Here is a 23,621-nt window from a genome sequence, read left to right as displayed (position 1 = left end):
TTTAGCCAGTAAATATTCAATTAAGCTGCTAGTGATGGCGATAATGCCTCTTGCATGTACTTCGGGAGGCGGGAAATGAAAGCTTTGGTGAACCTTTCCATCTGCTCTTCTGTTGGTTGGAAGATCTCTTTCACACTCTCGAACATGGCTTCCACCAGGATCTGAAGCGAGTGATTGAAAGTGATGTCCGCAAGCTCGTCTACCATGCAATAAAAGAGCTCGCCTATTGTCCTATCGTCTTCATCGTCTCGCTTCTCAACTGACATGAACATGTAGCGCAGAAAGACGAAAGCCGTATGGGCAGTCAATGCATCATATGAGAGTCCATGGTATTCAGTGCCAAGCTTCAAGAAGCTCTTGCAGGTCTTGAAGAAGACCTCGATGTCCCATCTTTTGCCGTAAATTCTGATGATCTCATTTTCATCGATCGTCATGTCCGTACAAATAAGAGCGATCCAGTCTTTGCGGTTGGAGCGATTTCTCACACAGACTATTCTGGCATCAATCTGGGCACCATCTTTGGCAGGATCTCCAACCTTTACAGGGACGGACAGGAGATATCTTGAGCGACCTCTACGCTTCTTGCATGCGTTGAAGATCTGCTTGACGTTCATCCGCTTTCCTTCGAACTCGTATGTGATCTTGGAGCTTTTCTTCACCATGGCGATTACGTTCAAACCACGTTGACTGATTTGGACAATCTGATGCGGATTGGAAAACCAAGTGTCAAACATGACGTACTTGGCAGTGAGCCCTGCTTTCAAGGCTTGATCGAGCAGCTGGATAACTACATCGGTCCCCTTTGATTGGGCCATAATCCGCCTCTTGGCCGCAATTGTGCGCTTGTCGATCTTCTTGGTTGTCCCGATGACATTCTGATCGTTCTTTGAGGACAGGAGAGATGAAGCGATTGGGACGAAGGAGGATCCATCAGTCCAACCCATGGTCATCATCCGAAACCCCTTCTTGTAGGTCATCGAAACGTGGTCGAATACTTTGGCAGCCAGCTCAGTCTTCTTGTATCCAGTTCTGGAGTAGAGCGAATCGTCAAAGACGAAGCAATCCGCACGTTGGTCAGAGGTCAGATCTTTCAGATGCCCATTGACGATCCTCTCAGCTAGCAGAATAGTGAAGCGAAGCCAGTTGATATGTGGGTTCTGCATGAATCGATAGTAGGTATTTTTGGAGAAGCCAGCAGTACACTTGCCAGACTTCTGTTGCATGTACATGCTTCTGTCTCGAAACACATTACTGAAGATGTATGAAAGGATCGACCAAAGCGGGACTCCTTTGGACTTGCGGAGCCCAGATCTGCGGAGAAGCTCCATAACTTTGTAGTCCTTAAAGAACTTTTCAACAGAGCGGGCAATTTTAGGTTCGTTTTCAGTATCGAATGATGGTAAACTAGACATAGCACAAGCCTTTCGTTTGATATTGATGATGTTTTGGTCGACTTAATTATATCAAGCGAACGAAGGCCTTGTGCTTTTTTGTTGGCAAAACTATTGAATTTTCAAGGTACTAGCCCACTTTTGCAAGTGGGAAGTTTAAGTTGTTAAGTTGTACGGGTAATAAATGAGTAAAGAAGCAAAATCGTCCAATTACGAGACCGACTTGGGCGCCTACAAGTATATAAAGAGATTCTTGGACATTGTCGGCAGCTTGCTGGCACTGATAGTTTTCTCGCCGATTTTCTTGCTTCTGTCCCTAATCATCAAGGGCCAGGATGGCGGATCAGCTTTTTTTGCCCAAGAAAGAATTGGCAAGGGCGGCAAGCCCTTTAAGATGTACAAGTTCCGTTCCATGAAAATGGACGCGGAGAAGATCTTGAAAAGTGACCCTGACTTGTATGCCAAATATGTAGCAAACGACTACAAGCTGCTGGCTGAAGAGGATCCAAGAATCACACCAATCGGCCGCTGGATGCGGCGGACGTCAGTTGATGAGCTGCCGCAATTCGTCAATATTCTCAAAGGTGACATGAGCATCATTGGACCACGTCCGGTGGTGGAGAAAGAGCTGGAAGAATATGGTGACCGCAAGGCCAAGTTTCTTTCAGTCAGGCCAGGTGCCATGGGCCTTTGGCAGGCAACGGGCCGCAGCAATATCAGCTATCCGGAGCGCTGCGATGTTGAACTGGAATATATTGACAACATCTCTTTTGCCTATGATGTGAAGATCTTCTTCCAGACGATTTTTAGCATTTTCAAAAAAGAAGGGGCTTATTAGTGAAGGTTAAAGTATTAGTCGCGGCCCACAAGCAGTTTCCAATGCCGGCCGATTCTGTCTACATGCCGGTTTTGGTTGGCGCGGTCAAGAACTACAAGCCTGGAATCGGTTACCAGCGCGATGACGAAGGCGACAACATTTCAGCCAAGAATCCCTATTATAACGAGCTGACCGGGATTTACTGGGCTTGGAAGAACTTAAAAGACGTTGACGCGGTGGGTCTGGTTCACTATCGCCGCTATTTTTACGTGAAGAAGCCTTTCACCTTGGAAAATGTCGCGAACGAGGCCGACTATGCCAAGCTGCTTGAAAAATATGACGTAATTGTCCCGACCAAGCGGAACTACTATATCGAAAGCAACTACGAACACTATGTTCACGCCCACCCGGCAGAACCTCTGGACAAGACCAGAGAGATTCTGGCCAAGGACTATCCTGACTATCTGCCAGCTTTTGACATGATGATGAAGCGGCGCAGCGCCCACATGTTTAACATGTTCGTCATGAAGAAGGAGCAGTTTGCCGACTACTGTCAATTCATCTTCAGCGTTTTGAGCAAGCTGGAGGGGCAAATCGATATTTCCGGCTATTCCGTCCAAGACCAGAGAGTCTATGGTTATATTTCAGAGCGGTTGATGGATGTTTGGCTTTACACGACCAAGCAGAACTATACTGAAATGACTTGGGGCCAGCTGGGCGGAGAAAAGAAGATCAAGAAGGGGATCAACCTCATCAAGCGCAAGCTTGGCGTTGGCAAGAAGCAAACCCACTTTTAGGAAAGAAGAACAGGAGAGAAAATTATGGCTGATTATTTAGTAGTCGGTGCAGGTCTTTTTGGCGCTGTGTTTGCCCGCGAAGCTGCCAAGCGCGGCCACAAGGTGACGGTAATTGAAAAGCGTGACCACATTGCCGGCAATATCTACACCAAGGAAATCGACGGCATCCAGGTTCACCAGTACGGGGCCCACATTTTCCATACCTCCAACAAGGAAGTCTGGACCTATGTCCAGCAATTCGCGGAATTCAACCGCTACACCAACAGCCCGGTAGCCAACTACAAGGGCAAGATGTACAACCTGCCTTTCAACATGAACACCTTCAACCAGATGTGGGGCGTCCGGACGCCGCAAGAAGCCATGGACAAGATCAACGAGCAGCGCTCTGAAATGGCGGGCAAGACCCCGCAAAACCTGGAAGAGCAGGCAATTTCTTTGATCGGCCGCGACATTTACGAAAAGCTGATCAAGGGCTACACGGAAAAGCAGTGGGGCAGAAAGGCAACTGAACTGCCGGCATTCATCATTAAGCGCCTGCCAGTCCGCTTGATCTACGACAACAACTACTTCAACGATGACTACCAGGGCATCCCTAAGGGCGGCTACACCAAGCTGGTGGAAAACCTGCTCAAGGATGACAAGATCACGGTTGAACTGAACACTGACTTTTTCGACAAGAAGGACGAATACCTGCAGAAGTTTGACAAGGTCGTCTACACCGGCCCGATCGACCAGTTCTTTGACTACCGCTTGGGTGAACTGGAATACCGGTCTCTCCGCTTTGAAACTGAAGAAAAGAACGTCGGCAACTACCAAGGCAACGCCGTGATCAACTACACCGACGCTGAAACGCCTTATACCCGGGTAATTGAACACAAGCACTTCGAATTCGGCAAGGGTGACCCGGACAAGACCATCATCACCCGGGAATATCCGGCTGACTGGCACCAAGGCGATGAGCCTTACTACCCGGTCAACAACGAACGGAACAACTCCCTGTATGCCCAGTACAAGGAACTGGCTGACAAGGAAGATGCTAAGGTTATCTTCGGCGGCCGCCTGGGCCAGTACAAGTACTACAACATGGACCAGGTCATCGCTGCTGCCCTGGAAGCCGTCGAGAAGGAATTTTAAGCATGAGCAAATTAGGAACCAAGGACGGTTTCGCTGCCCAGAAGAATGCTTTTGCAGGCAGCGACCACGTAGTTTACGTTGAAGGCGAAGATTTGAAAAAGCTGAAGCAAACCCTGCTGGGGATGCTCCAGGACTTCATGGCCGTCTGCGCCAAGTATGACCTCAACTATACGCTCAGTGGGGGCTCAGTCTTGGGCACGATCAGACACCAGGGCTTTATCCCTTGGGACGACGACATCGACATCAACATGCCCAGAAAAGACTTCAACAAGCTCAAGGAAGTTTTTGACAAAGAGTTAGGGGAAGGCTACAAGCTGCTTGCCCCTGAACTGACCCCAGGCTATGGGGCAGCTGCCAGCCGCTTCATCAAGAAGGGGACGGTTTACCGCACCTTTAACGACGTGGCTGAGCCCAAGGAAAACTGCGGGATCTGCATTGACATTTTTGTCCTGGAAAACACCCCGGACAATGCCTTGGCCCGTAAGCTTAGGGGCTACTGGAGCCTGGCAGTAGGCTATTTGCTCAGCTGCCGGAAGGTTTACGACTACCTGCCAAAGCTCTTGGCAATCCAGGACACGCCGGAAGTCAGAGCGGCTTTTGGCAAAAAATACAAGGTCGGCCGCTTCTTCAAGTTCATCCCGCTGGATACGGCAACGCGCTGGACTTACAAGGTTTACTCCGGCTGCAAGAATGACAACTCCAAGTACGTGACGATTCCAAGCGGCCGCAAGCACTATTTCGGGGAAATGGATACCCGGGAGAATATGTGCCAGGCTACGGAAGGAACTTTTGAGGGGATCAAGGTCAAGCTTCCAGCCGGAATCGAAAGCTACATGAACCGGCTGTATGGGCCAGACTACATGACCCCGCCGCCGGTCGACAAGCGGGAAAAGCACCCGCTCTTTGAATTCAGCTTGGGAGAAGACAAGGATTAATGAAGAAGTACCAGATTTTTGAAGTTTTCAGTTCAGACGACACTGCCTTAGGGAAGGCTCCGTCTGACATCAACCAGATCGCGGAAAAGGCGGGCTTTGAAAGCCTGCGCTTGGTCCGGGTCTGCGCTGGAAAAAAGGATGCCCTTTCCCGGGTTCGCCGGCAGTTGCACTACCGCTTCAGCTGGCAAAAGCTCTACAAACAGATCGAACCTAATTCTATCGTCCTCTTCCAGGCCCCGTCCCGGGACCACCAGCTGCAACGGGAAGAAACCTTGGCCAAGCTGAAAAAAGAAAAGAACGTTAAATTCATTTATCTAGTCCATGATGTAGAAGAATTGAGACAATTCTTCTACAAGAAATTTTTCGCGGAAGACTTTGAGCAGATGATGAAATACGCTGACTGTTTGATCGTCCATAATGATTCCATGAAGAAGTTCTTCATTGACCGGGGGATCGCACCAGAGAAGCTGGTTACGCTGGGGATTTTTGATTATCTGATTCCAGACGGCGAGATCAATCATGCCAAGTTTGAACGGGCTGTTTCCGTGGCCGGCAATTTGGATGTCCGTAAGACCCAGTATTTGAACGATATCGGCAAGATCGACGCTAAGTTTAACCTTTACGGGCTGAATTTCACTTTGGATGCCTACAAAAACGTTGAATACCATGGAGCCTTTCCAGCCGATGAAATTCCGAAGCAGCTGAATTCCGGCTTTGGCTTGATTTGGGACGGCAGCAGCATTGAGACCTGTGATGGCCCTTTTGGCAACTACCTCCGTTACAACAATCCCCACAAGCTCTCCTTGTATCTGGCCTCAGCCCTGCCAGTTATCATCTGGAGCCAGGCTGCCGAAGCTAGTTTCATCAAGAGCAAGAATTTGGGCTTAACTATTGATTCCCTGCGCGACTTGCCGGAAGTTTTAAAAAATGTAACGGAAGAAGAATACGAAGTTTTCGCGGCTAATGCCAGGGATGTGGCTAAGAAGCTCAGAGCAGGCTATTTTACTAAGACTGCTTTGGAGAAGGCGGTCAAAAGTTTAGATAAGTAAGACGCGAGTAAAAGAACAGGTGATAGCGTGACTGACAAGTTGAAGGTACTTTTGATTAGGGGGATGCTCTACTATGATGGTGTGACCTCGGTTGAATACGAATGGATCAAGACCCTCCATGACCGGGTGGACTATGATTACGTCCTGCTCGATCCAGACAAGAGCATCCCTGAAAAAGAAGCAGCCGTGGAGGCTTTTGGTGTTCATGTTTACCCTCTGCGCTACTCGGGCAAGAACTCCTTTGAGAGCCACCGCAACCGGGTGGCCGTGGTTGACCAGTTTTTGAAAAAGCACCACTATGACGTGGTTCATATCGATACTGACCTGCCTAGTCGCTATGACATGGCCAAGGTAGCCCGGGAAAATGGCGTTAAGCGTGTGATCGTCCACTCCCACAATGCCATGCAGCATTTACACGGCATCCAAAAACTACCTGGTTTCGTAACTTACGAGCGCAAGCAGATTGCCCGCTATGCCACGGACCTGGCGGCCTGCTCAAAAGAGGCGGCTGCTTGGCTTTTTAATCCTAAAGACCAAGGCAGAGTTCGGATCATCCACAACGGGATCAGCCGAGACCGTTATGTTTTTTCTGAAGAAAAGCGGCAGGCGACTAGAGAAGACTTGGGCTTAGCAGCCGATCAGCTCTTGTTAGGCAATATTGGCCGCCTGGCAGACCAAAAGAATCAGCTTTTCCTGGTAGACATTTTTTATGAACTGGTTAAAAGCAATCCGCAAGCCCACTTGCTTTTGATCGGGAGCGGGGAAAAGGAAACAGACCTGCGGACTAAGATCAAAGATTTGGGTCTTGAGGAAAAGGTGACCATAGTCTTGTCTACTGACAAGATTCCAGACTACTTGTTTGCCATGGATGCCTTTGTCATGCCGTCTCTTTATGAAGGACTGCCAGTAACCTTGCTGGAAGCACAGACGACTGGTCTGCCATGCGTGATTTCTGACGTCATCAGTTCAGAAATGGACTTCGAGGGCTTGATTTTCCGGGAATCCCTGCAGGCTGATCCTGCTGCCTGGGCCAAGTTGATTGCGCAAGTGGCCAGCCAGGCCAACGGCCAGGACCGACGGCAATTTGCAAACCAGCTGACCAAGCTGGGCTACGACAACCAGGAATCTGCTGAGCAGGTTTACCAGATGTATTTGGGCAAGTAGTATCAGATCGGAAGCGTTAATGAAGAATCCTAGTATTAAAAAGAATATAGTTATCAGCACCCTGTACCAGATTCTGGCAATCATTACACCACTGATTACGGCGCCTTACGTTTCCAGAGTCATCGGAACTGATGGGATCGGTGCCTACAGCTGGACTTCCTCAATCCAGACCTACTTCTCCCTGGTCGCGGCCTTGGGGACAGCTTCGTATGGGATGCGGGAAATTGCCCGTAGCCGCAACGATGCCAAGAAGCGAAGCCAGATTTTTTGGGAAATTGAACTGCTGAGCGTGTTCACCTCCTTGGCCATGCTACTCTTATGGGGAGGCTACGTGGCTTTTCAGACCCACTACCGGGTCATGTTTCTTATCTTGACCTTGAACCTGTTCAACACCATGCTGGACATCTCCTGGTTCTTTGATGGACTGGAGCAGTTTCAGTACACTGTAACCAAGAACGCTTTGGTCAAGGTGGCTGGGGTTGTCTTGATCCTGCTTTTTGTCAAGAGCCCTAAGGATACCAACCTTTACGTCTTCATCATGACGGGGACGACCCTGCTGGGGACCATGTCCATGTGGCTGGAGTTGCATAAGTTCGTGGTAAAAGTTCCAATCAAACTAGCCAACTTGAAACGGCACTTCCACGAAACTCTGATCTACTTTATTCCGACTATCGCAACCTCTATTTATACTTACATGGACAAAACCTTGATTGGCTTCATGACCCAGAATAATGCGGAGAACGCCTACTATGAGCAGGCAACAAAGATTATCAACCTGACCAAGGCAGTGACTTTTACCGCCGTTAACAATGTCCTGGGAGCTAGAATTTCCTACTTATTTGCCAAGAAGAAAGAGAAGGAAATCAAGCAGCGGATCCAAGGATCCATAAACTACATCCTTTTCATCGGGGTGGGGATCGGCTTTGGCCTGCTCGGAATCGCGGATACATTTGTGCCGGTTTTCTTCGGTCATGGCTGGGATAAGGTGGCGCTCTTGCTTCGTCTGTTTAGCCCGCAGATCGTGATTATTGGAATTTCCAACTGCCTGGGTTCGCAATACTATAACCCGGCCGGCCTGCGGAAGCAGAGCGCGGTTTATATTATCATCGGAGCAGTTGTCAACTTCGTCTTGAACCTGTTTTTGATTCCGCGCTTTGCCAGTGCCGGGGCGACTTTTGCCTCAATCATCGCGGAATTGACAATTAGTCTGCTTTACCTTTACCATGATAATGGCTACTTGGAGCTAGCTTATATTGGCAAGGTGATTTGGAAGAAGCTGATTGCCGGGACTTTAATGATGCTGGTCATCCTGACCTTGAACCCATTTGGCCATCCTGGCATTATCAAGCTGGGCATTCAGTTTATTCTTGGAGCGGGGACTTACCTGGGCACCTTGTTTATCTTGCAGGATGATTCAGTTGGCCTGCTTAAGAAGATTTTGAGCAGAGGATAAGGGAGAATTTAGAAAAGACAATGGACAATATTAAGCTCAAGCTCTCAGACGATTTTTTTAAAGAAGAAGTCAGAAACGACTACACGGTCAGCCCGGAAATGAAAAAGATCTGGGCCGTGGAATTAGACCTCTTGGACCAACTGGATCAGGTTTGCCAGAAATACGATATTCCCTGGTACCTGTCGGGTGGTTCTCTCTTGGGTGCTGTACGCCATCATGGCTATATTCCTTGGGATGATGACATCGATTTGATGATGTACCGGAAGGATTTTGACCGTTTGTGCGAAGTGGCTAAGAATGAGTTTACCGAGCCGTACTTCTTCCAAACAGAAGAGACCGACCCTGGTGCCATGAGGGGGCACGCCCAGTTGCGTAATTCCTCGACCACGGCTATTCTCAAATCTGAACAGAATTTTCATTACCAGTTTAACCAGGGGATTTTCATCGATATCTTTCCATTGGACAGTGTGCCAGACGATCTGGAAGAGCGACAAGCTTTTGTTAAAAACGTCAACCAGCTCAAGCACCGGGCCCGGCAGTTCTACAACTACTGCAACGGCTATCCGAATAAGAATTTGTCCGGCTTGAAAAAGTCCCTCCTTTACACCAAATTCTTTTTTGATAAGAAAAAGAGTGGTGGCCGCAACATTTATTACGACCGCTTTGCCAAGGAAATTACCAAATATGACGACCAAGATACCCAAGAAGTCATGATGGTCATGCTGGAAACGGAAAAGTGCTGCTGGAAGCGCAAGTACGTGGCAAATCCAGTCAGAGTGCCATTTGAGATGCTCAGCCTGCCGATTCCAAAGGATTACGATCCTTTGCTGACCAAACAGTACGGCAAGTGGAATGTCTTTGTCAGAGGCGGGTCTATCCATGGCTCAGTCATCTTTGATCCAGACAAGTCTTACAAGGAATACCTGAAATAGGGGGCAAGGAGCAATTATGAAACGTGTAATTACTTATGGAACATTTGACCTGCTGCATTACGGCCACATCAACCTGCTGAGAAGAGCCAAGGCACAGGGAGACTACTTGATCGTTGCCTTGTCTACTGATGAGTTTAACTGGAACTCCAAGCACAAGAAGACCTACTTCTCATATGAGCAGCGCAAGCAGCTGCTGGAAGCCATCCGTTACGTTGACCTGGTCATCCCTGAAAAAGACTGGGACCAAAAGCGTAACGACATGCATGAATACCACATTGATACCTTTGTCATGGGGGATGACTGGAAAGGCAAATTCGACTTCTTGAAAGAAGAAGGCGTCAACGTCGTTTACCTGCCAAGAACCCCGGAAATTAGTTCTTCCAAGATTAAGCATGATCTGTATGACGCTAATGAGGTAACTGAAGAAAGCAAGTTATCTCATGATGATTTGGACACTGATCCAGACCATGATAAAAATTAAATCGGCAAAGTAAAAGAGCATTCCGCTGGGAATGCTCTTTTAATGTCTAAAAATGCTTTTCTCAGCCTTAAAAGTAGAGGCTAGTATAGTTCGGCCCGGCAAAAGATTTTCGCTCCCTAAGGTCGTTTAAAGTGGCATACCAGAGAAGAGCCATGGCCATTAAGTAGACCGGGTTGGTAGAAATATTGGAGATAATGATTTCCAGCAGCAATAAAATACTGATTGGCAGAAGATAGCGGCGGCTTGGAGCAAATAATGTGGTAAAGAATGGCACAAGGAAGTATAGAGCCAGGTAGAGCCCCCCAGTAGCCATCAAAGTGGTTAGCCCCATGCTTAGGCCGTTGTTTGCCCGGTGGAAGGCAAACATCTTGATTAAGGCTCCTTCATTGCCAAAACCTACTCCGAGGATCGGATGCTGGCCCCAAACAGTCAATCCAATGCGCAGATCGTCTACTCTGACTGAGTAAGATGACCCACCAGATTTTCTAATCCGGATGACAATGATTCCTAATACCAGAAGAAGCAGGAAGACTGGGATAACGATCTTCAAGTTGAGCTTACCCTGTGCCTGCAGGTATTGCAAAAAGGAAATCAATACAGCCAAAACTCCGAGCAGGATTGCTGTTGCGGACAGGGTTGTCAGCAGGGTGACCAGGATGAGACTAATCCGCCAGAAGGTCTTGGACTTTTTGACGAAGAGCTCGATAATCAAGCCGTTTAAAAGGAAGAGGGTGTAGCCTGGAGCTTCGGTAAAGATCCCCGTATTTCTGATCACGTGGTGGCCCAGGTACATTTGATCCTGTAAGGGCTGGTGGAAATAAAGGTAGCAGTAGCTAGTTGTAAAGTGGGGGTTGTTGGCCCAGTAATAGAAGGTGTCAACGGCCCCAATCCGCAGGCCAAGAATGCTGCCGAAAAAGTAAAAGAAGAGCGACACGCCAGCCACGATCAAGACGATATTGGCATAGCTGTCCCAAAGAAGATGCCCATTATCGTGCCGGCAGTAGACAAAGGTAATCAAAAGGGCCGCTGTCAAAGGCAGGCAGAGGTTGGAAAAGTACTTGAAAGGATTGGCCTGCGAAAAAAAGATGAAGACTAGCAGGTAGCATACGATCAAGACAATGAAGGACAAGTCCTTAAAGTTGTAAGAATTGGTAGCCAAAACCAAAAGGATCCCGATCCCCAAAAGAAGGTAGCGGTAGGTACCGATTGGGATGAAAGCTCCTCTTAAGTAGTTCCACATGACTGTCGTTGACATGACCGACAGGATGACGATGATATAAGCCATGACTGCAAAGAAGCGGTCACCAGCTGATTTGATAGACTTCACGCTAACCTCCTTATCGGTAACTTCTGCGCAGGCGCCAGTAAATTGATCTCCAAGTCGCCAGCAGGAAGCCAGTTACCGTGCCGATCGCTACTGCAAACTTGATATTCGGGTAGCTCTTCACGACGCTGGTTTTATCCTTGAACTTGATGGATTTGACTAGGACAGTTGGCAGGATCGGTTTCAAGTACTTGCGCTTCTTTTTCTTGGTTGGCATGGCCTTGCGACCCCGCTTGTATTCAAGCTTAAATTCTTTCTTGAAATTTTTGGCCACAACCTTAAGCGTCTTTTTGGCCTTTTTAGGCGAAGAACTGGTGACAGTCAAGGTATAGGTGTTGGAGCGCGGGGTAGATGTTACGGTTATATTCTCACGCAGAGCCGTTGGCGAAACGTTGTCAATTTCATTAGTGGTATGATCGATGACGCCAGGGCTGATGGCAATATTTTGAAAGCCGTTGGCTGCTTGCTCGTTTTGGCTTCTGGCCTGCCGCTTGGTAAAACCGCCTTGCGTGATTTTGCCCTTAGCCACGAAGTTCATGCTGGCAGTGTATCTGGCTGGAAGCAGATAGTTGGCAGTTCCATAAGCCAGGCAGCCAAACAAGGCCGTGCCGATAATAATCAGCAGTAGATTCTTCCAGATCAGCTTGGCCAGCTCTTTTAAAGTGAGCGTGGTGTCAGCCATACTGTAAAAATTGTTCACCTAGATTTCCTCACATTCTTATGCAGATGCATTAGTTGAAAAAGTATGCTGGTTTGCACAATACTAACTTCCAAGTATACCACAATAATTTTATTCTTCTTTTTAAAGAAATTTAAAAAATGACAGGAAGAAAAGACAAAAATACCTAAATAAGCAGATTGTTAATGCGGTTCAAATGTTGGATAGATCTGTTAAAATGAAAGTGATGGCGAGTTTTTGCCGGAGAATTTTGAATAAGAAGTTGCATTGATGGCTTAACAGCAAAGCCAGAAAATGGCTGAAGGAGTAAAAATGGTAGTAGCATTATTGACGGCAGCCGGTGTTGGCTCACGGATGAAGCAGGATATTCCCAAGCAGTTCATGCATGTGAACAACAAGCCGATCATCATTCACACGATGGAAGCTTTCCAAAAGCATCCCTTGGTTGATGCAATCATGGTGGTTACCCTGCCCGCCTGGATGGATGTTTTGAAAGTTTATGCCAAGCAGTTTAACATCAGCAAGCTCAAGTGGGTCGTGCCAGGTGGGGCAACCGGCCAAGAATCAATTCACAATGGCTTGGAAGTCCTGTCCAAGGAATTAGGAGATGATGAAGTTGTCTTAATCCATGACGGAAACCGTTGCAATGTTTCCCAGGAAATCATCTCTGACAGCCTGGCTACCTTTAAGGAACACGGCAGTGCGATTACCGCTATTCCGTGTGTAGAAGCAGTTTTCCGCAGCGGTGACGGTGGCGTATCTTCAACTGATTCAATTCCGCGTGAGCAGCTTTACAGAACGCAGACGCCGCACGTCTACACCTTGGGCAAGCTGCTCTGGGCGCATGAAGAAGCCGGCAAGCGCGGTATTACCAACACGGCCGCAACTTGCACCTTGATGCAGGCTTTGGGAGAAAGAGTTTATTTCTCTAAAGGGTCGGAAACCAACTTAAAAATTACGACGGTTGACGACTTGATGATTTTTGAAGCCCTGCTTTCCACTAAGAAAGACGAGTGGCTCAAGTAACGAGGTAACGATGAAGTACACTGAACAATATTGGGATGACGTAGACCACGTGCAAAAGGCAGTTCCGAATCTGGAACTGCTTTTTGGTAAGAAATTATTTATTACCGGAGCAACAGGGATGATCTGTTCAGCCCTGGTTGACGTCTTGCTTTGGTTGAACAAAAACAGAGATGCCGGAATTAGTCTGGTCCTGGCCGGCCGCAGCCGTGAACGGATGGCAACCCGTTTTGCCGGGTTTGGAGAAGGAAAAGACTATATCTTTTTCCAGTACGATGCTACCAAAGAAGTAGATCTGAATGTAAAAGTTGACTATATCATCCATGGGGCAAGCAATGCCAATCCTTCTTATTATGTCAGCCAGCCGGTTGAAACGATGCTGGCCAACTTCAGTGGCCTCTATTCTCTGCTAAAGATGGGCAAAGAGTACGGGGCCAAGCGCCTCTTGTACTTGTCTTCCAGTGAAGTTTACGGGAACAAAGACAATAATGATCCTTTCAAAGAAGAAGACTATGGCTTTTTGGACATTTTAAACTCACGTGCTTGCTACCCAAGTGCTAAACGGGCGGCAGAAACTCTGTGCGCCTCCTTTAGCCAAGAGTATGGCTTGGAAACGGTAATCGCCCGCCCCGGTCATATTTACGGACCAACCATTACCAAGTCTGATAGCCGGGCCTCAGCCCAATTTACTCGTAACGCGGTCAATCACGAAGACATCGTCATGAAAAGCGCGGGTCAGCAGCTGCGGTCATACTGCTATACGTTAGACTGCGCGTCAGCGCTTTTGACCATCTTGCTTGATGGCAAGAACGCCAATGCCTACAACATTTCCAACCGGAATTCCGTTGTTACTGTCCGCCAGTTGGCCGAAGCTCTGGCCAAGGCAGCTGGGACTCATGTTGTTTTTGAGAACCCGACAGACGTGGAGAAAAAAGGCTACAACTTGATGACTAATTCTTCTTTAGATGCTGAAAAGCTGGAAGCCCTGGGCTGGCAGGCTAAATTTTCTTTAGAAGAAGGGGCTCAGCGTACAATTGCCGGCCTCAAGGCTTAAGAAGTTGTTTTTACGTAATTTGATATTTTGATATAAAGTGATTGACAGTTTTGCATATGCTTAGATAAAATGATAAAGGGTAACTATTTTGAATATAAACAAATGGCAATTCTCGCGCCAAGACACCAAGGCGATGAAGGGTATCGCAATTTTGCTGATGCTGTTGCACCACAGTATGGCTTTCCCCGACCGGATTCCAAGCAAATATAAATTTGCTTTGCCGGCTGAGGCTTTAAAGCATTTGCAGATGGTCGGCAGTTTCGGCAAAATCTGCGTGTATATCTTTATGTTCTTGGGCGGATTGGGCCTTGCTAAACAGATTGAGGCGCATAAGTTTCATTTGCTGAGGAAAATCTGGAACTTGTACCGGGTTTACTGGCGCGTATTTTTCTTGTTTGTCCCACTGGGCTTCTTGTTTTTCAGCCAGCAGCCGCGGTATTCGCGGGCTTTTATGTGGAATCGCTTTGCTGATTTCTCTTTTGGAAAATTCATTCAGAATTTGACCGGCTACGCTTCGACTTATAACGGTGAATGGTGGTTTGTCCGTGTCTTCGTAGCGGCAATTGTGCTAGGCAGCGTCTACTATTATTTGACAGAAAAGGTCAACAATGTCTATGTGGAAACAGGCCTGGTCTTGCTGCTGTCCGTCTTTACGGTTAGGTTCCTGCCAGCTTTGACCAAGCTGTCACCGTTCAACAGCCTGGATTCCAGCTACCTGTGGACCCAACTCTTTATGCCTAATGCATTTATCTGCACTTACTTGTTTGGGATCGTTTTTGGCAAATATGATGTCTTCAGCAATCTTCGCCGTCTCTTTAGCGGCTATACGACCATTTGGCGGACAGTGATCGGAATTTTGCTGATAGTTTCAGCCTTTTATTTTCAAGAAAAGGTATTCGGCAATGTCAGCGATATGATGCTGATTATCACTCCGGTCTTTATGGCAGGTTGCCTTTTGCTACTGGATCTGGCGAAGTGGCCGCGGAAGATTTTTGAGTATTTCGGCCATTTGAGCACAAATATGTGGCTGACTCACACTTTCTTTTGCTATTACTTCTACCCATTTGTGGTTGCGGTTTTTTGGTCAAGGAATCCTCTAGTAGCTTATCTGACTTTGCTGGCCATAACAGTCTTGGCCAGCCTGCTCTTGGATATGTTTTACTGGAGCCTGGAGAAGCTGGGGAGTAAGTTGCCGGTTTGGCTTAGAATAAGACAAGTAAAATAGCAAGTTTTGCCGTAATGTAAATATTCACTGTTTGTTTAACCGTGTCGTTATAGTTTTTGTCTATTGTTTGCAACAAGGAAATGGAAAAGTGAAAAAAGGTTATAGCTTATTGACTGCTCTTCTGCTTACCGGCAGCTTGACCGCCTTTGCGGCCACCAAAGCTCAAGCGGTGGAAAAGAGCGGTTTTGTTACGGAAAACGGTGTAACAGTCTACTATGATGCTAGTGGAAATTTGGTCCATGGGCAAAAGAAGGTTGATGGCAACTGGTACCTGTTCGATGATGAAACCGGTGCGATGAAGACCGGTTTCCAGACGATTGCTGAGCAAAAGAAGACCGTTTATTATGATGCTAGTGGTCACATGGTTTACGGCAAGAAGAAGATCGACGGTCATTGGTATTGGTTCGCTGACAAGTCTGGCGCGATGAAGACTGGTTTTCAAACCGTTTCTAAGAAGTCTTACAAGACAGCCTACAAGTGGGTCAAGAAGCGCGGCAAGCTGATCAAGACGAAGTACAAGAAAAAGACTACCAAGAAGTATAAGGTTTATTACGCGACGAACGGCCAGTTGCAATACGGTGAACAAAAGGTCAATGGCAAGTGTTACTACTTCAGCAAGAAGAACGCTTGTATGACTACAGGCCTGCAAACCGTTGGCAAATCTAAGAAGTACTACGCTTCAAACGGGCAAAGAAAGACGGGCTACCAAAAGATCAAGGGCAAGGGCTACTACTTTGACAAGAAAACCGGCGCTATGTTCATCAAAAAGTTTGCCTTTGTCGGCGGCAGAGACTACTACGCTTTGTCAAGCGGTGTCCTACACGCCCCAACTTGGCACAGCCAGTTTACGCCAATCTACGCGCCAGAAGGTTGCGCGGTCGCGTCTTCAGCAACTCTCTTGAGCATCAAGAACCGGTCTTTCAACATGAGATACGCCTATAACAATCTGCCGCAATACGGCGGCGTTTACTCAACTGCCAACTTCCACGGTTTGCTGTCAGCATCAAGCTTAACCAACTACATGAAGAAGTTTGACGGCGGTTTTACCAACATTACTGGTAGCAGCATGGCAAAGATCGAGTCTGTCGTAAAGAGCGGGCACCCAGTGATTTATTACGGTTTTTCAAGCTATGAAACTTACTTCCGCAGCAAGCACCACGCTAAGGTTATCGCTGGTTACAAGAACGGCCGCTTCCTAGTTTATGACCCATGCTACTATAGCGCTGGCAGCGGCTCTAGTCACAGAAATGCCTACGACTATGGCGCTATCGCCTGGGTTCCGGTTTCGACTGTTACTAGAGAATCAACTGGCGGTTCAAACAACGGTACGATCATGATGAACTAATCGGCTATATTCAAAAAGAGTACGTGATTTCTCGCGTACTCTTTTTTCAATGCTTTGCTATTGTATTTATTTTGTCTTGAACTTGAATAGGTAGATAAGTAAGGCGAGCCAGCTGATGATGCTGATGACGATACTTAAGTAGAGGACAGGACTAGCCTTGTAACTAACCGCGACAATGTTTTGCCCGCGGTTGATCTGTACAACCACAGTTCCTCGATTTCCGCGGTGGAATGGCCGGCTTTGCTTGTTAACGCTGACAGTGGTGTGCTTGTAGGCAATTACTGGCAAGTCAATATCAGCTGCTTTTTCACTCTTGACTTGGTAAGTAATTTGATTGGCTTTGATTGAAGGACTCAAGGTTAAAGTCTTGCCATTAAGGTAGGCTTGGTGTATCAAGAGGGAATTTTGCTTCTGAACGCTGGTCAGTGAGCTCTTTGGCATGTAGTCAAAGGCTCCGAAAAGAATCTTGTAATTGAACTGGTTGTAATAGTTATAGTCACGCAAGCGATTGAATGGTGCCGGCTGGGTGCTGTTAGCACTGGTTTTCGGCATGTCTTTAACACGCTTCAAGGTATCCCGGTAAACTGAAAGGGAGCTGAGGGAGAAGAGAGCCATGAAGACGGCCAGGCTGCAGCAGAGGGCAAGCTTTTTTCGGTCGGCCACATGTTCTTCAAGTACGTCGTTACTACCCAAGGCAAAAAGGATGGTTAAGAAAAGTGAAGCGTAAGAAAGATAGCGGGCAGTCAGCTGGACCATTTCAAAAGGCGAGCCAGCAGTGAGCTTCCAAGGGAAGTAGCGGGTAGTTAAGAAGCAGGCAAAGAGGCCCAAAGCATAGATGATCCAGTTCCTTCGGCTTTTAATAAAGGCCCAGGCAGTAAAAATTGTTAGCATCAGCATGAAGCTCAGCTTCCAGCCCTTTTGGGCTGAGAAGGAGTTGAGAAGTAGGTAGCGTGGCCCTATGGTATAGTTGATGCCTGGCTTAGCGCTGGAGAGCCCTTGACCGATAAAGTCAGTGAAAAATGGAACGATCACTGGTAAAACCAGAAAGATGCAGACGCTGGCAGCCAAAAACAGGGACTTAAGCCGATCTTCGCTGATGCCGCGGCTTGTAATCAGCTTGATGATGAAGAGGATCACGGCAAATTCCAGACTCAAAAAAACTGAGAGGATGTGGGCATAAGCAATCAGCGCCCCGCCAATGGCCAAGAGGTACCATTTATTCTTATTGCCCCACAGGACTTCATAGATGCCAAGAAAAAGCAGGGGCAGGAAGGTTACAGCCAGGTATTCGCCAAAGACTGCTCCGCCCAAGTAGAGCCGGTAAGGGGCGAAAGTATAGACCAGGGAGAAGATGAAGCTGGCCAGGGACTTTTGGGAATATGTCTTCATGGAGAAGTAACTGATTGCGGCCGTGGCAAAGGTTACCAGGGCATACCAAGCGTAAAAGGCGTTGACCGGAGAGAGAACAAAACGCAGGAAGGCCCATGGATAAAAGAAAATATATGGGTAAAAGAGGAAAGAAGCAGCTCCGGTGTTGTGGAAAGTTCTGGCCGCGATAAAAGTAAAGAAGGAGCCAGATTTGAGATTTAGGTAGATTTCTTCTACCCGCGCGGCGTGGAAGGTCCAGTCTGAGAAGGCAAAGATCGCCTTCGTGCTGGCCAGGTAAAGGGTGGTCAGTAAAGTAACGAAGAGCAAAAGGCCCAGGTAAATCAAATTCAATTTACGCGGGTTGCTCTCGCTGTTAGTGTGGAGATTATTTTTTATATCCAATTTAGAAATACCTTTCTATTCTTTTGATGCTATATCTTTCTATTTTTAACGCGATGGCGGCAAGAGCCGGCCTTGGATCTTGTTTTCCAGCCATTTCAAGAGGAAACTGCCCAGGTAGGAGAGGACGATCATGACCAGGTATTGCCAAAGAATGTACAAGGACATGTGGTGGGCAGTGAGAAAAATCCGCGCCGAAACGTGGCCCAGGTATAGTTCAAGTGACAAGGCTCCGGAAATTTTAACAAAGCCTTGTAGGAAATTGGTGAGGCTGATCAGCTTGCAGAGATAAAGACTAATGATCATCAGTGGAAAGGCCCAAAGACTGTTAGTCAAGCGGATGTAGTAAGGAAGGGGCAGCCAGATGCCAAAGTGGATATTGTACTTGCAGTACATCAATAGTGCTGTCGCGAGCACAAAGAGGATAATCTGCCAGATGGTAAAGCGGTCATTTTTCTTAATTCGGGGCGCGAAGTAGCAGCCCAGAACAAAAATCGGCACTCTGGACAAGGCAATGTCCACGTTGTCAAAGACTACGTGATTCAAGGTGAAAAGCCCCCAGGAAAATAGGGCATAGATGGTTAACACGGCCAAGAGGCGGAGAAATCTTTTTCCCTGGCTCGCGGTATCCAAGAATTTGAACAAGAGGGGAAAAAGCAGGTACATCACGATTATAAAGAAGATGAACCAGTAAGTTGTGTCACCATGATCAATAAAATTGAGGAAAAGCAGGTCTCTGGTAAAGGTTAAAACGCCTGTATGCAAGTGGATAAAGTCCCGCCAGACGAAAAATGGCACTGAAACAAGCAGGTAGGCTGGCAGGATTCTGACCAGCCTTTTCTTGTAGAACTGGCGAATATCGTCATTTTTAGTCAAGGAATAGAAAAGTCCCATTCCTGACAAAAAGAGGAAGAAGTCCACTCCGGTTGATCCGATATAATAGTCCCAGAACTGCTCTGATGCCATGAGCAGGTGGGCGCTGCGAATATGCTCGAAGTAGTGGAAGACCATGATGCCAATGATCGAAAGGCCAAACATATTGCTTCGGTAGTGGCTGAAGTCTCCCCAGCTAATTGTAAATTTGTTCTTTTTCATTAAGCTTTCCTTTAATGCTCCGCCGCATTCTCTTGTGAAAGTATCGCCTGTTGACGAGAGGAAAGTATGATCTTTTGGATGCGGAGGGGTTAGTAATTTTTCCTTTCTTCTGACTGTAAATGTTAAACAATACATATTATACGATTTTTAGCCGTTTATGATAATTCGAATTTAGTAATGATGAATCAAGGAATTGTTGAAGATGAAAAAAGAGTGCCGCGAAAGCACTCTTTTTAGTAATTAGCAAATTGTATTAGCGCCTTAGTTGACGGCCCGCTTGGCCCATGGCCGCTGGAGCAAGAGGATCAAGCCGATCCCGAGCAGGTAGCCGGCGATGTCGAAAGGAAAGTCGGTTGGGTCGAATTCCCGGCCGGGAACCAGCAGCTTGCTGGTCTGGTCAAAGAGAGACCAGGCGGCTGACAGGGCCAGGGCTGACCAGGCATAGCGCTTTTGCCAGCGGCTGAAGAAGTAGCAGGCACTGGCGCCGAGCAGGAAGTACTCAGCCGTGTGGGCCAGCTTCCGCATCATGTGGTAGATCGGATACTCAGCCACCATAGTACCGGTTAAGTGAAAATGGACCTTCTCAAACAAGTTGACAAACTTCAAGGTCAGCTGGGCTGACTGGCTGGAATTCTGGAAAGTCAAGCCGCTGATCAAGAGGATTGACCCCAGACATCCCAAAAAGGCTAAAATCATATTTCTTTTCCGCATTTTCACCCTTCCTCTCTGTTAAACTGCCTACAAGATTAACACGAAAATGCACTAGTTGAAACTTTTAGCCGGAATAATTACCATTTCTTAGCAATTAATCCAAATGAGTTATTCTGAGTCTTTGGATTTGAAGATCCAGAACTTGCTAGCCACGTAGTTGACAATAACGACGACCACGTTGGCCAGGATTTTGATGATCATGCTATTTAAGTGCATTTGTTCAGCGAAGATGAACATGATGGCCATGTCCAAGAGGGCAGTCCCAATTCTGGCCGCGAAGAAGCTGGCGATTTCGCTGGCGTATTCCTTAAAGGTGGAAGCCTGGCTGTGGAAAACCCATTTGCGGTTGGTCAAGTAGGCAAAAACGATCGACAGGAACTGGGCCATGATCGTTGCCGGCATGATATCCCACTTGAAAATGCTGTTGCAAAGCCAGTAGGAGAAGATGTTGACCAGGGTGGTCATGACGCCCCAGAAGACGTAGGGGATGATGTCCTTGTACTTGTCCCATAATTCGTTGAATTTTTCTTTGTCCATGTTTGTTTTTCTTTCTGTTGCTGATAATAACGATTTTTCAAAAATACCGTAGAAAATGATAACACAAATTGTACTGGGATGCAGAGCAAAGAAAAGGCCCGCCAGCCTTGCTGACGGACTTTGAGAGTTAGAGTGAAGAATTACTTCTTCTTGGAAGTCTTCTTAGTGCTCTTCTTGCTCTTCTTGCTTGACTTTTTAGCAGTCTTTTTCTTAGTTGTCTTCTTAGCAGTAGCCTTCTTGGTTGTCTTCTTAGCAGCCTTCTTAGTTGCTTTCTTGGCAGTAGTCTTCTTAGCTACTTTCTTCTTAGCTACTTTCTTCTTGCTAGTTTTCTTAGTTGACTTCTTAGCAGTAGTCTTCGTTGCGGCCTTCTTCTTAGTAGTCTTCTTAGGAGCGGTCTTTTTAACTGAACTTGCCAAAACAACTTTGGTGTACTTGCTGCCATGTGAGTTCAACTTTGCGAAGTTATTTGAAACTGTCGCAAGGTAAACAGGCGCATTCCGGAACCATGCCTTATGCAGACCCAGATCTAATTTGTAGACCGGCCGATTTTGTCCGCTTAAAGTATCTGGAATACCACTGTCTCCGCGGTCAAGAACGTTGATATAGGTATTGTTGCTTGCTGTCAAGGAGTTGACCTGGGCAGGAGTATCAAGTGGTGAGTAGCGGTAGTGAACAGGCGCCATGTGCTTGTAGTAAGTCGGTGTCGTGTTGGTGGCTACTGCAGTGTTTTCAAAAGTAGTACTAGTAACGTTCAGATTCTTGTAGTGTGACTTCTTGCTTACATCATCGATACTGTGGTTACCAACAGATGATCCATAAGGGAAGGTAGCTCGTTTGTCTAAGCCATTGATCATGGCACCACCAGTCAAGCCATTCTTTTCAGGCCCGAAATAGCAGTTTTTGATCGTGACATTTTGAGTACCAGCCCCGTCGTACATATTTTTACCAAAAATAGATTCATTAACGTTTGGGTCACCACCAGCGTCTGCCTTAGTGGCAACGCCAAGCTCAATAGCTTCTGAGTAGACGCCATGAGGATCTTTGTTCTTGGAATAAATAGCATTCCAGCCAGCCTGGTTGAAGCCAGAACCAGCGTAGCCGTAGAAGCGGCAACCATCCCAAGTAATATTGGTGCAGCCCATGACGTCAAAGACATGCCGGTTGTAGTAATGAACTTGGTGGAAGTTCATATTCTTGAAGGTTACGTTCTTGGTGTGGAGCATGGAAACTTGTAGACCGCCATTGTAGTCAGAAGTTACGACACCTTTCGAGTTGACAGATCCTTCAATAGAACCATAAACGTTTAAGTTGGAGATGACTTGACCTTTGTGGTCACCTTCAACCGTCCAGCTGGTTCTGACAGTTTCTGGCCAGTCGGCATTCCAGTCAATCTTTTTCTTGGTGCCGTAACGGCGGTTGATCATCATTTTGGTCCCGTTGAAGTCAATGTTGCCGGTTGATTTGCCGGTGAAGTCAAACTTGACTCCTCGCATCAATTTCAAGTCATCGTCTTTTGGAAACTTAATCGGAGTGGAGTTTTCAAACTTGAATTCAAGCAGGGAGTCTCTGACGAAGATATTCTGACTAAAGAACTTGTCAATATCTGCCTGGCTCTTGATAACGTACCGGCATTCAGCGTCAGTAGGCACGTAAAAAGCCTTGGCTTCGCCATTACCCGGTAGCAAAGCCTTGAATTGGCTTGTCTGGGCAGCGCCGGCTGTTAAAGCCAGAGCTAAAGCCCCAGCAGCCAGCAGTTTCTTCCCGGAGGAGAAGTGCATTCTGTTCATAACTTTTTCCTTTCCATTGAAAAACGTTCAAATTCAATAATATATTAGTTAACAGCATTTACTAAAAATATTATAAAACAATTGAAGACTGAATGGAGAAGAAAAAATATCTTTATTTCAATATGCGGACTATTAAATTTTGTGGTAGCTAATTGATTGTTATAAAATATGTAAAAAGGAATTCGTAAGGGGAAGTGAAAAAGAATGTATCATGAACTGGCTTTGCTGATCCGCTTTGTGGTCATTGCTGCCTGTGTGGTTGCCGGCTATTGGGCCATCCGCACGGGCAACTCATTTTTGCGGTTGGTAGTGACGATTGTCTATGGCTGTGCATTAATTTACTATGTGTTTGCCTCAAGAATGCTGACGGCTGCCGTCTACTACTGGCAGCACCCGGTGAAAATGGCCGCTAGCTCTGAGGTCTTGGAAGACCCGGCCTTTTGGAAGTGGGGGCTGAAAAAAGTTTTTGCCAGCTCAAACTATGGCGGCCGCTATGGCTTTTTGATGAATGTGCTGCTTTTTGTGCCCTTGGGCTATATTATTCCATCCTGGTCCAAGTGGCTGCACAGCATTATGATCACCACTTTTATGGCTTTCTGCCTGTCCTGGTTTATTGAACATTTCCAGCGGTTGACCGGGCTGGGGACGTATGATGTCAATGACATGATCGCCAACACTACCGGTGCCTTCTTAGGAGCCGTATCGATCATGCCAACCTTGTGGATGCGGGACATCCAGGCAAGAAAACTCCGCAAAGCCCGGGAACACGCGGAAGCTGAAGCTAAAGGGGAGGCGGAAGCTGCCCGCCTGGACCGGGTCAGCCGGCAACTGGCCAACCCAACTGAAAAGGTACCGAAGGTTAAGATGAGCCGGAAGGACTACCGGCAAAGACACGGCGACCAAGCCGATTAAGGAGCAAAC

The 23,621-nt window shown here is 47.1% G+C and carries 22 protein-coding genes; 14 read left to right on the top strand and 8 right to left on the bottom strand.

Going from position 1 to position 23,621, the window contains the following annotated elements:
* Positions 1 to 20 precede the first annotated feature (20 nt).
* On the bottom strand, positions 21 to 1,412 hold the full coding sequence (locus ACYVUU_RS09510; RefSeq protein WP_484499835.1) for an IS4 family transposase: 1,392 nt from the start codon (positions 1,410 to 1,412) through the stop codon (positions 21 to 23).
* 220 nt (positions 1,413 to 1,632) lie between these two features.
* On the opposite strand from ACYVUU_RS09510, the gene ACYVUU_RS09505 reads away from it, so the two are divergent.
* Genes ACYVUU_RS09505 through tagD form a run of 9 tightly spaced genes read left to right on the top strand, consistent with a single transcriptional unit; the run spans position 1,633 to position 10,153 of the window.
* Positions 1,633 to 2,229: a sugar transferase gene (locus ACYVUU_RS09505; RefSeq protein ID WP_439775488.1), complete on the top strand. Its 597-nt coding sequence runs from the start codon at positions 1,633 to 1,635 to the stop codon at positions 2,227 to 2,229.
* Positions 2,229 to 3,005 carry a DUF4422 domain-containing protein gene (locus ACYVUU_RS09500; protein ID WP_439775484.1) on the top strand — a complete coding sequence of 259 codons (777 nt, stop codon included), beginning with the start codon at positions 2,229 to 2,231 and terminating at the stop codon, positions 3,003 to 3,005. Before ACYVUU_RS09505 ends, ACYVUU_RS09500 begins: the two co-directional genes overlap by 1 nt.
* Before the next feature lie 24 nt (positions 3,006 to 3,029).
* Positions 3,030 to 4,139, top strand: a complete 1,110-nt coding sequence (gene glf / locus ACYVUU_RS09495; protein ID WP_484498916.1) for a UDP-galactopyranose mutase — start codon at positions 3,030 to 3,032, stop codon at positions 4,137 to 4,139.
* 2 nt (positions 4,140 to 4,141) lie between these two features.
* The gene (locus tag ACYVUU_RS09490) at positions 4,142 to 5,074 is read left to right on the top strand and encodes a LicD family protein (RefSeq protein ID WP_439776414.1); all 933 of its coding nucleotides are present in this window, start codon (positions 4,142 to 4,144) and stop codon (positions 5,072 to 5,074) included.
* Positions 5,074 to 6,123: a glycosyltransferase gene (locus ACYVUU_RS09485; protein WP_439776413.1), complete on the top strand. Its 1,050-nt coding sequence runs from the start codon at positions 5,074 to 5,076 to the stop codon at positions 6,121 to 6,123. The genes ACYVUU_RS09490 and ACYVUU_RS09485 overlap by 1 nt, the downstream gene beginning before the upstream one ends.
* Positions 6,124 to 6,150: 27 nt before the next feature.
* Positions 6,151 to 7,287: a glycosyltransferase gene (locus tag ACYVUU_RS09480; protein WP_439776412.1), complete on the top strand. Its 1,137-nt coding sequence runs from the start codon at positions 6,151 to 6,153 to the stop codon at positions 7,285 to 7,287.
* Between the two features lie 19 nt (positions 7,288 to 7,306).
* On the top strand, positions 7,307 to 8,740 hold the full coding sequence (locus ACYVUU_RS09475) for an oligosaccharide flippase family protein (RefSeq protein WP_439776411.1): 1,434 nt from the start codon (positions 7,307 to 7,309) through the stop codon (positions 8,738 to 8,740).
* A gap of 20 nt (positions 8,741 to 8,760) precedes the next feature.
* On the top strand, positions 8,761 to 9,672 hold the full coding sequence (locus tag ACYVUU_RS09470) for a LicD family protein (protein WP_439776410.1): 912 nt from the start codon (positions 8,761 to 8,763) through the stop codon (positions 9,670 to 9,672).
* Between the two features lie 16 nt (positions 9,673 to 9,688).
* Positions 9,689 to 10,153: a glycerol-3-phosphate cytidylyltransferase gene (gene tagD, locus ACYVUU_RS09465; protein ID WP_439776409.1), complete on the top strand. Its 465-nt coding sequence runs from the start codon at positions 9,689 to 9,691 to the stop codon at positions 10,151 to 10,153.
* A 67-nt stretch (positions 10,154 to 10,220) separates the two neighbouring features.
* On the opposite strand, the gene ACYVUU_RS09460 is transcribed toward tagD, so the two are convergent.
* Both ACYVUU_RS09460 and ACYVUU_RS09455 read right to left on the bottom strand, forming a co-directional pair.
* Complete coding sequence (locus ACYVUU_RS09460) at positions 10,221 to 11,480, bottom strand: beta-carotene 15,15'-monooxygenase (RefSeq protein ID WP_439776408.1); 1,260 nt, start codon at positions 11,478 to 11,480, stop codon at positions 10,221 to 10,223.
* A 10-nt stretch (positions 11,481 to 11,490) separates the two neighbouring features.
* Positions 11,491 to 12,177 (bottom strand): Wzz/FepE/Etk N-terminal domain-containing protein, encoded by a 687-nt coding sequence (locus ACYVUU_RS09455; protein WP_439776407.1) that lies wholly within the window; start codon positions 12,175 to 12,177, stop codon positions 11,491 to 11,493.
* A 291-nt stretch (positions 12,178 to 12,468) separates the two neighbouring features.
* Here ACYVUU_RS09455 and ACYVUU_RS09450 point away from each other — a divergent pair, with 291 nt between their 5' ends.
* The 4 genes from ACYVUU_RS09450 (at position 12,469) to ACYVUU_RS09435 (ending at position 16,803) form a co-directional block, all read left to right on the top strand.
* Positions 12,469 to 13,182, top strand: a complete 714-nt coding sequence (locus ACYVUU_RS09450) for an IspD/TarI family cytidylyltransferase (RefSeq protein WP_439776406.1) — start codon at positions 12,469 to 12,471, stop codon at positions 13,180 to 13,182.
* Between the two features lie 10 nt (positions 13,183 to 13,192).
* The gene (locus ACYVUU_RS09445) at positions 13,193 to 14,233 is read left to right on the top strand and encodes an NAD-dependent epimerase/dehydratase family protein (protein WP_439776405.1); all 1,041 of its coding nucleotides are present in this window, start codon (positions 13,193 to 13,195) and stop codon (positions 14,231 to 14,233) included.
* Positions 14,234 to 14,366: 133 nt separating this feature from the next.
* Positions 14,367 to 15,458 (top strand): acyltransferase family protein, encoded by a 1,092-nt coding sequence (locus ACYVUU_RS09440; protein ID WP_439776404.1) that lies wholly within the window; start codon positions 14,367 to 14,369, stop codon positions 15,456 to 15,458.
* A gap of 88 nt (positions 15,459 to 15,546) precedes the next feature.
* Entirely contained in the window at positions 15,547 to 16,803 is a 1,257-nt protein-coding gene (locus tag ACYVUU_RS09435; RefSeq protein WP_439776403.1) for a C39 family peptidase, read from the top strand.
* Positions 16,804 to 16,869: 66 nt separating this feature from the next.
* On the opposite strand, the gene ACYVUU_RS09430 is transcribed toward ACYVUU_RS09435, so the two are convergent.
* The 5 genes from ACYVUU_RS09430 to ACYVUU_RS09410 form a co-directional block, all read right to left on the bottom strand.
* A complete protein-coding gene (locus tag ACYVUU_RS09430; RefSeq protein ID WP_439776402.1) occupies positions 16,870 to 18,522 on the bottom strand; it encodes a hypothetical protein in 1,653 nt (550 codons plus the stop codon).
* A 96-nt stretch (positions 18,523 to 18,618) separates the two neighbouring features.
* Positions 18,619 to 19,665, bottom strand: a complete 1,047-nt coding sequence (locus tag ACYVUU_RS09425) for an acyltransferase family protein (protein ID WP_439776401.1) — start codon at positions 19,663 to 19,665, stop codon at positions 18,619 to 18,621.
* Positions 19,666 to 19,926: 261 nt separating this feature from the next.
* The gene (locus tag ACYVUU_RS09420) at positions 19,927 to 20,376 is read right to left on the bottom strand and encodes a VanZ family protein (protein ID WP_484500740.1); all 450 of its coding nucleotides are present in this window, start codon (positions 20,374 to 20,376) and stop codon (positions 19,927 to 19,929) included.
* Positions 20,377 to 20,484: 108 nt separating this feature from the next.
* Complete coding sequence (locus ACYVUU_RS09415) at positions 20,485 to 20,913, bottom strand: GtrA family protein (protein ID WP_439776399.1); 429 nt, start codon at positions 20,911 to 20,913, stop codon at positions 20,485 to 20,487.
* A gap of 140 nt (positions 20,914 to 21,053) precedes the next feature.
* Entirely contained in the window at positions 21,054 to 22,700 is a 1,647-nt protein-coding gene (locus ACYVUU_RS09410) for a hypothetical protein (protein ID WP_439776398.1), read from the bottom strand.
* Positions 22,701 to 22,904: 204 nt separating this feature from the next.
* Here ACYVUU_RS09410 and ACYVUU_RS09405 point away from each other — a divergent pair, with 204 nt between their 5' ends.
* Entirely contained in the window at positions 22,905 to 23,612 is a 708-nt protein-coding gene (locus ACYVUU_RS09405) for a VanZ family protein (protein WP_439776397.1), read from the top strand.
* Positions 23,613 to 23,621: the final 9 nt, after the last annotated feature.

It is taken from the genome of Lactobacillus sp. WILCCON 0058 (assembly GCF_057198005.1).
This window is presented reverse-complemented; position numbering and strand designations above follow the sequence as displayed.

What these genes read in the sequence shown, in the direction of transcription:
- ACYVUU_RS09510 (WP_484499835.1), bottom strand. Translation starts at nt 1,412, where the DNA reads ATGTCTAGTTTACCATCATTCGATACTGAAAACGAACCTAAAATTGCC.
- glf (WP_484498916.1), top strand. Translation starts at nt 3,030, where the DNA reads ATGGCTGATTATTTAGTAGTCGGTGCAGGTCTTTTTGGCGCTGTGTTT.
- ACYVUU_RS09490 (WP_439776414.1), top strand. Translation starts at nt 4,142, where the DNA reads ATGAGCAAATTAGGAACCAAGGACGGTTTCGCTGCCCAGAAGAATGCT.
- ACYVUU_RS09485 (WP_439776413.1), top strand. Translation starts at nt 5,074, where the DNA reads ATGAAGAAGTACCAGATTTTTGAAGTTTTCAGTTCAGACGACACTGCC.
- ACYVUU_RS09475 (WP_439776411.1), top strand. Translation starts at nt 7,307, where the DNA reads ATGAAGAATCCTAGTATTAAAAAGAATATAGTTATCAGCACCCTGTAC.
- ACYVUU_RS09470 (WP_439776410.1), top strand. Translation starts at nt 8,761, where the DNA reads ATGGACAATATTAAGCTCAAGCTCTCAGACGATTTTTTTAAAGAAGAA.
- tagD (WP_439776409.1), top strand. Translation starts at nt 9,689, where the DNA reads ATGAAACGTGTAATTACTTATGGAACATTTGACCTGCTGCATTACGGC.
- ACYVUU_RS09450 (WP_439776406.1), top strand. Translation starts at nt 12,469, where the DNA reads ATGGTAGTAGCATTATTGACGGCAGCCGGTGTTGGCTCACGGATGAAG.
- ACYVUU_RS09445 (WP_439776405.1), top strand. Translation starts at nt 13,193, where the DNA reads ATGAAGTACACTGAACAATATTGGGATGACGTAGACCACGTGCAAAAG.
- ACYVUU_RS09440 (WP_439776404.1), top strand. Translation starts at nt 14,367, where the DNA reads ATGAAGGGTATCGCAATTTTGCTGATGCTGTTGCACCACAGTATGGCT.
- ACYVUU_RS09425 (WP_439776401.1), bottom strand. Translation starts at nt 19,665, where the DNA reads ATGAAAAAGAACAAATTTACAATTAGCTGGGGAGACTTCAGCCACTAC.
- ACYVUU_RS09420 (WP_484500740.1), bottom strand. Translation starts at nt 20,376, where the DNA reads ATGCGGAAAAGAAATATGATTTTAGCCTTTTTGGGATGTCTGGGGTCA.
- ACYVUU_RS09415 (WP_439776399.1), bottom strand. Translation starts at nt 20,913, where the DNA reads ATGGACAAAGAAAAATTCAACGAATTATGGGACAAGTACAAGGACATC.
- ACYVUU_RS09410 (WP_439776398.1), bottom strand. Translation starts at nt 22,700, where the DNA reads ATGAACAGAATGCACTTCTCCTCCGGGAAGAAACTGCTGGCTGCTGGG.
- ACYVUU_RS09405 (WP_439776397.1), top strand. Translation starts at nt 22,905, where the DNA reads ATGTATCATGAACTGGCTTTGCTGATCCGCTTTGTGGTCATTGCTGCC.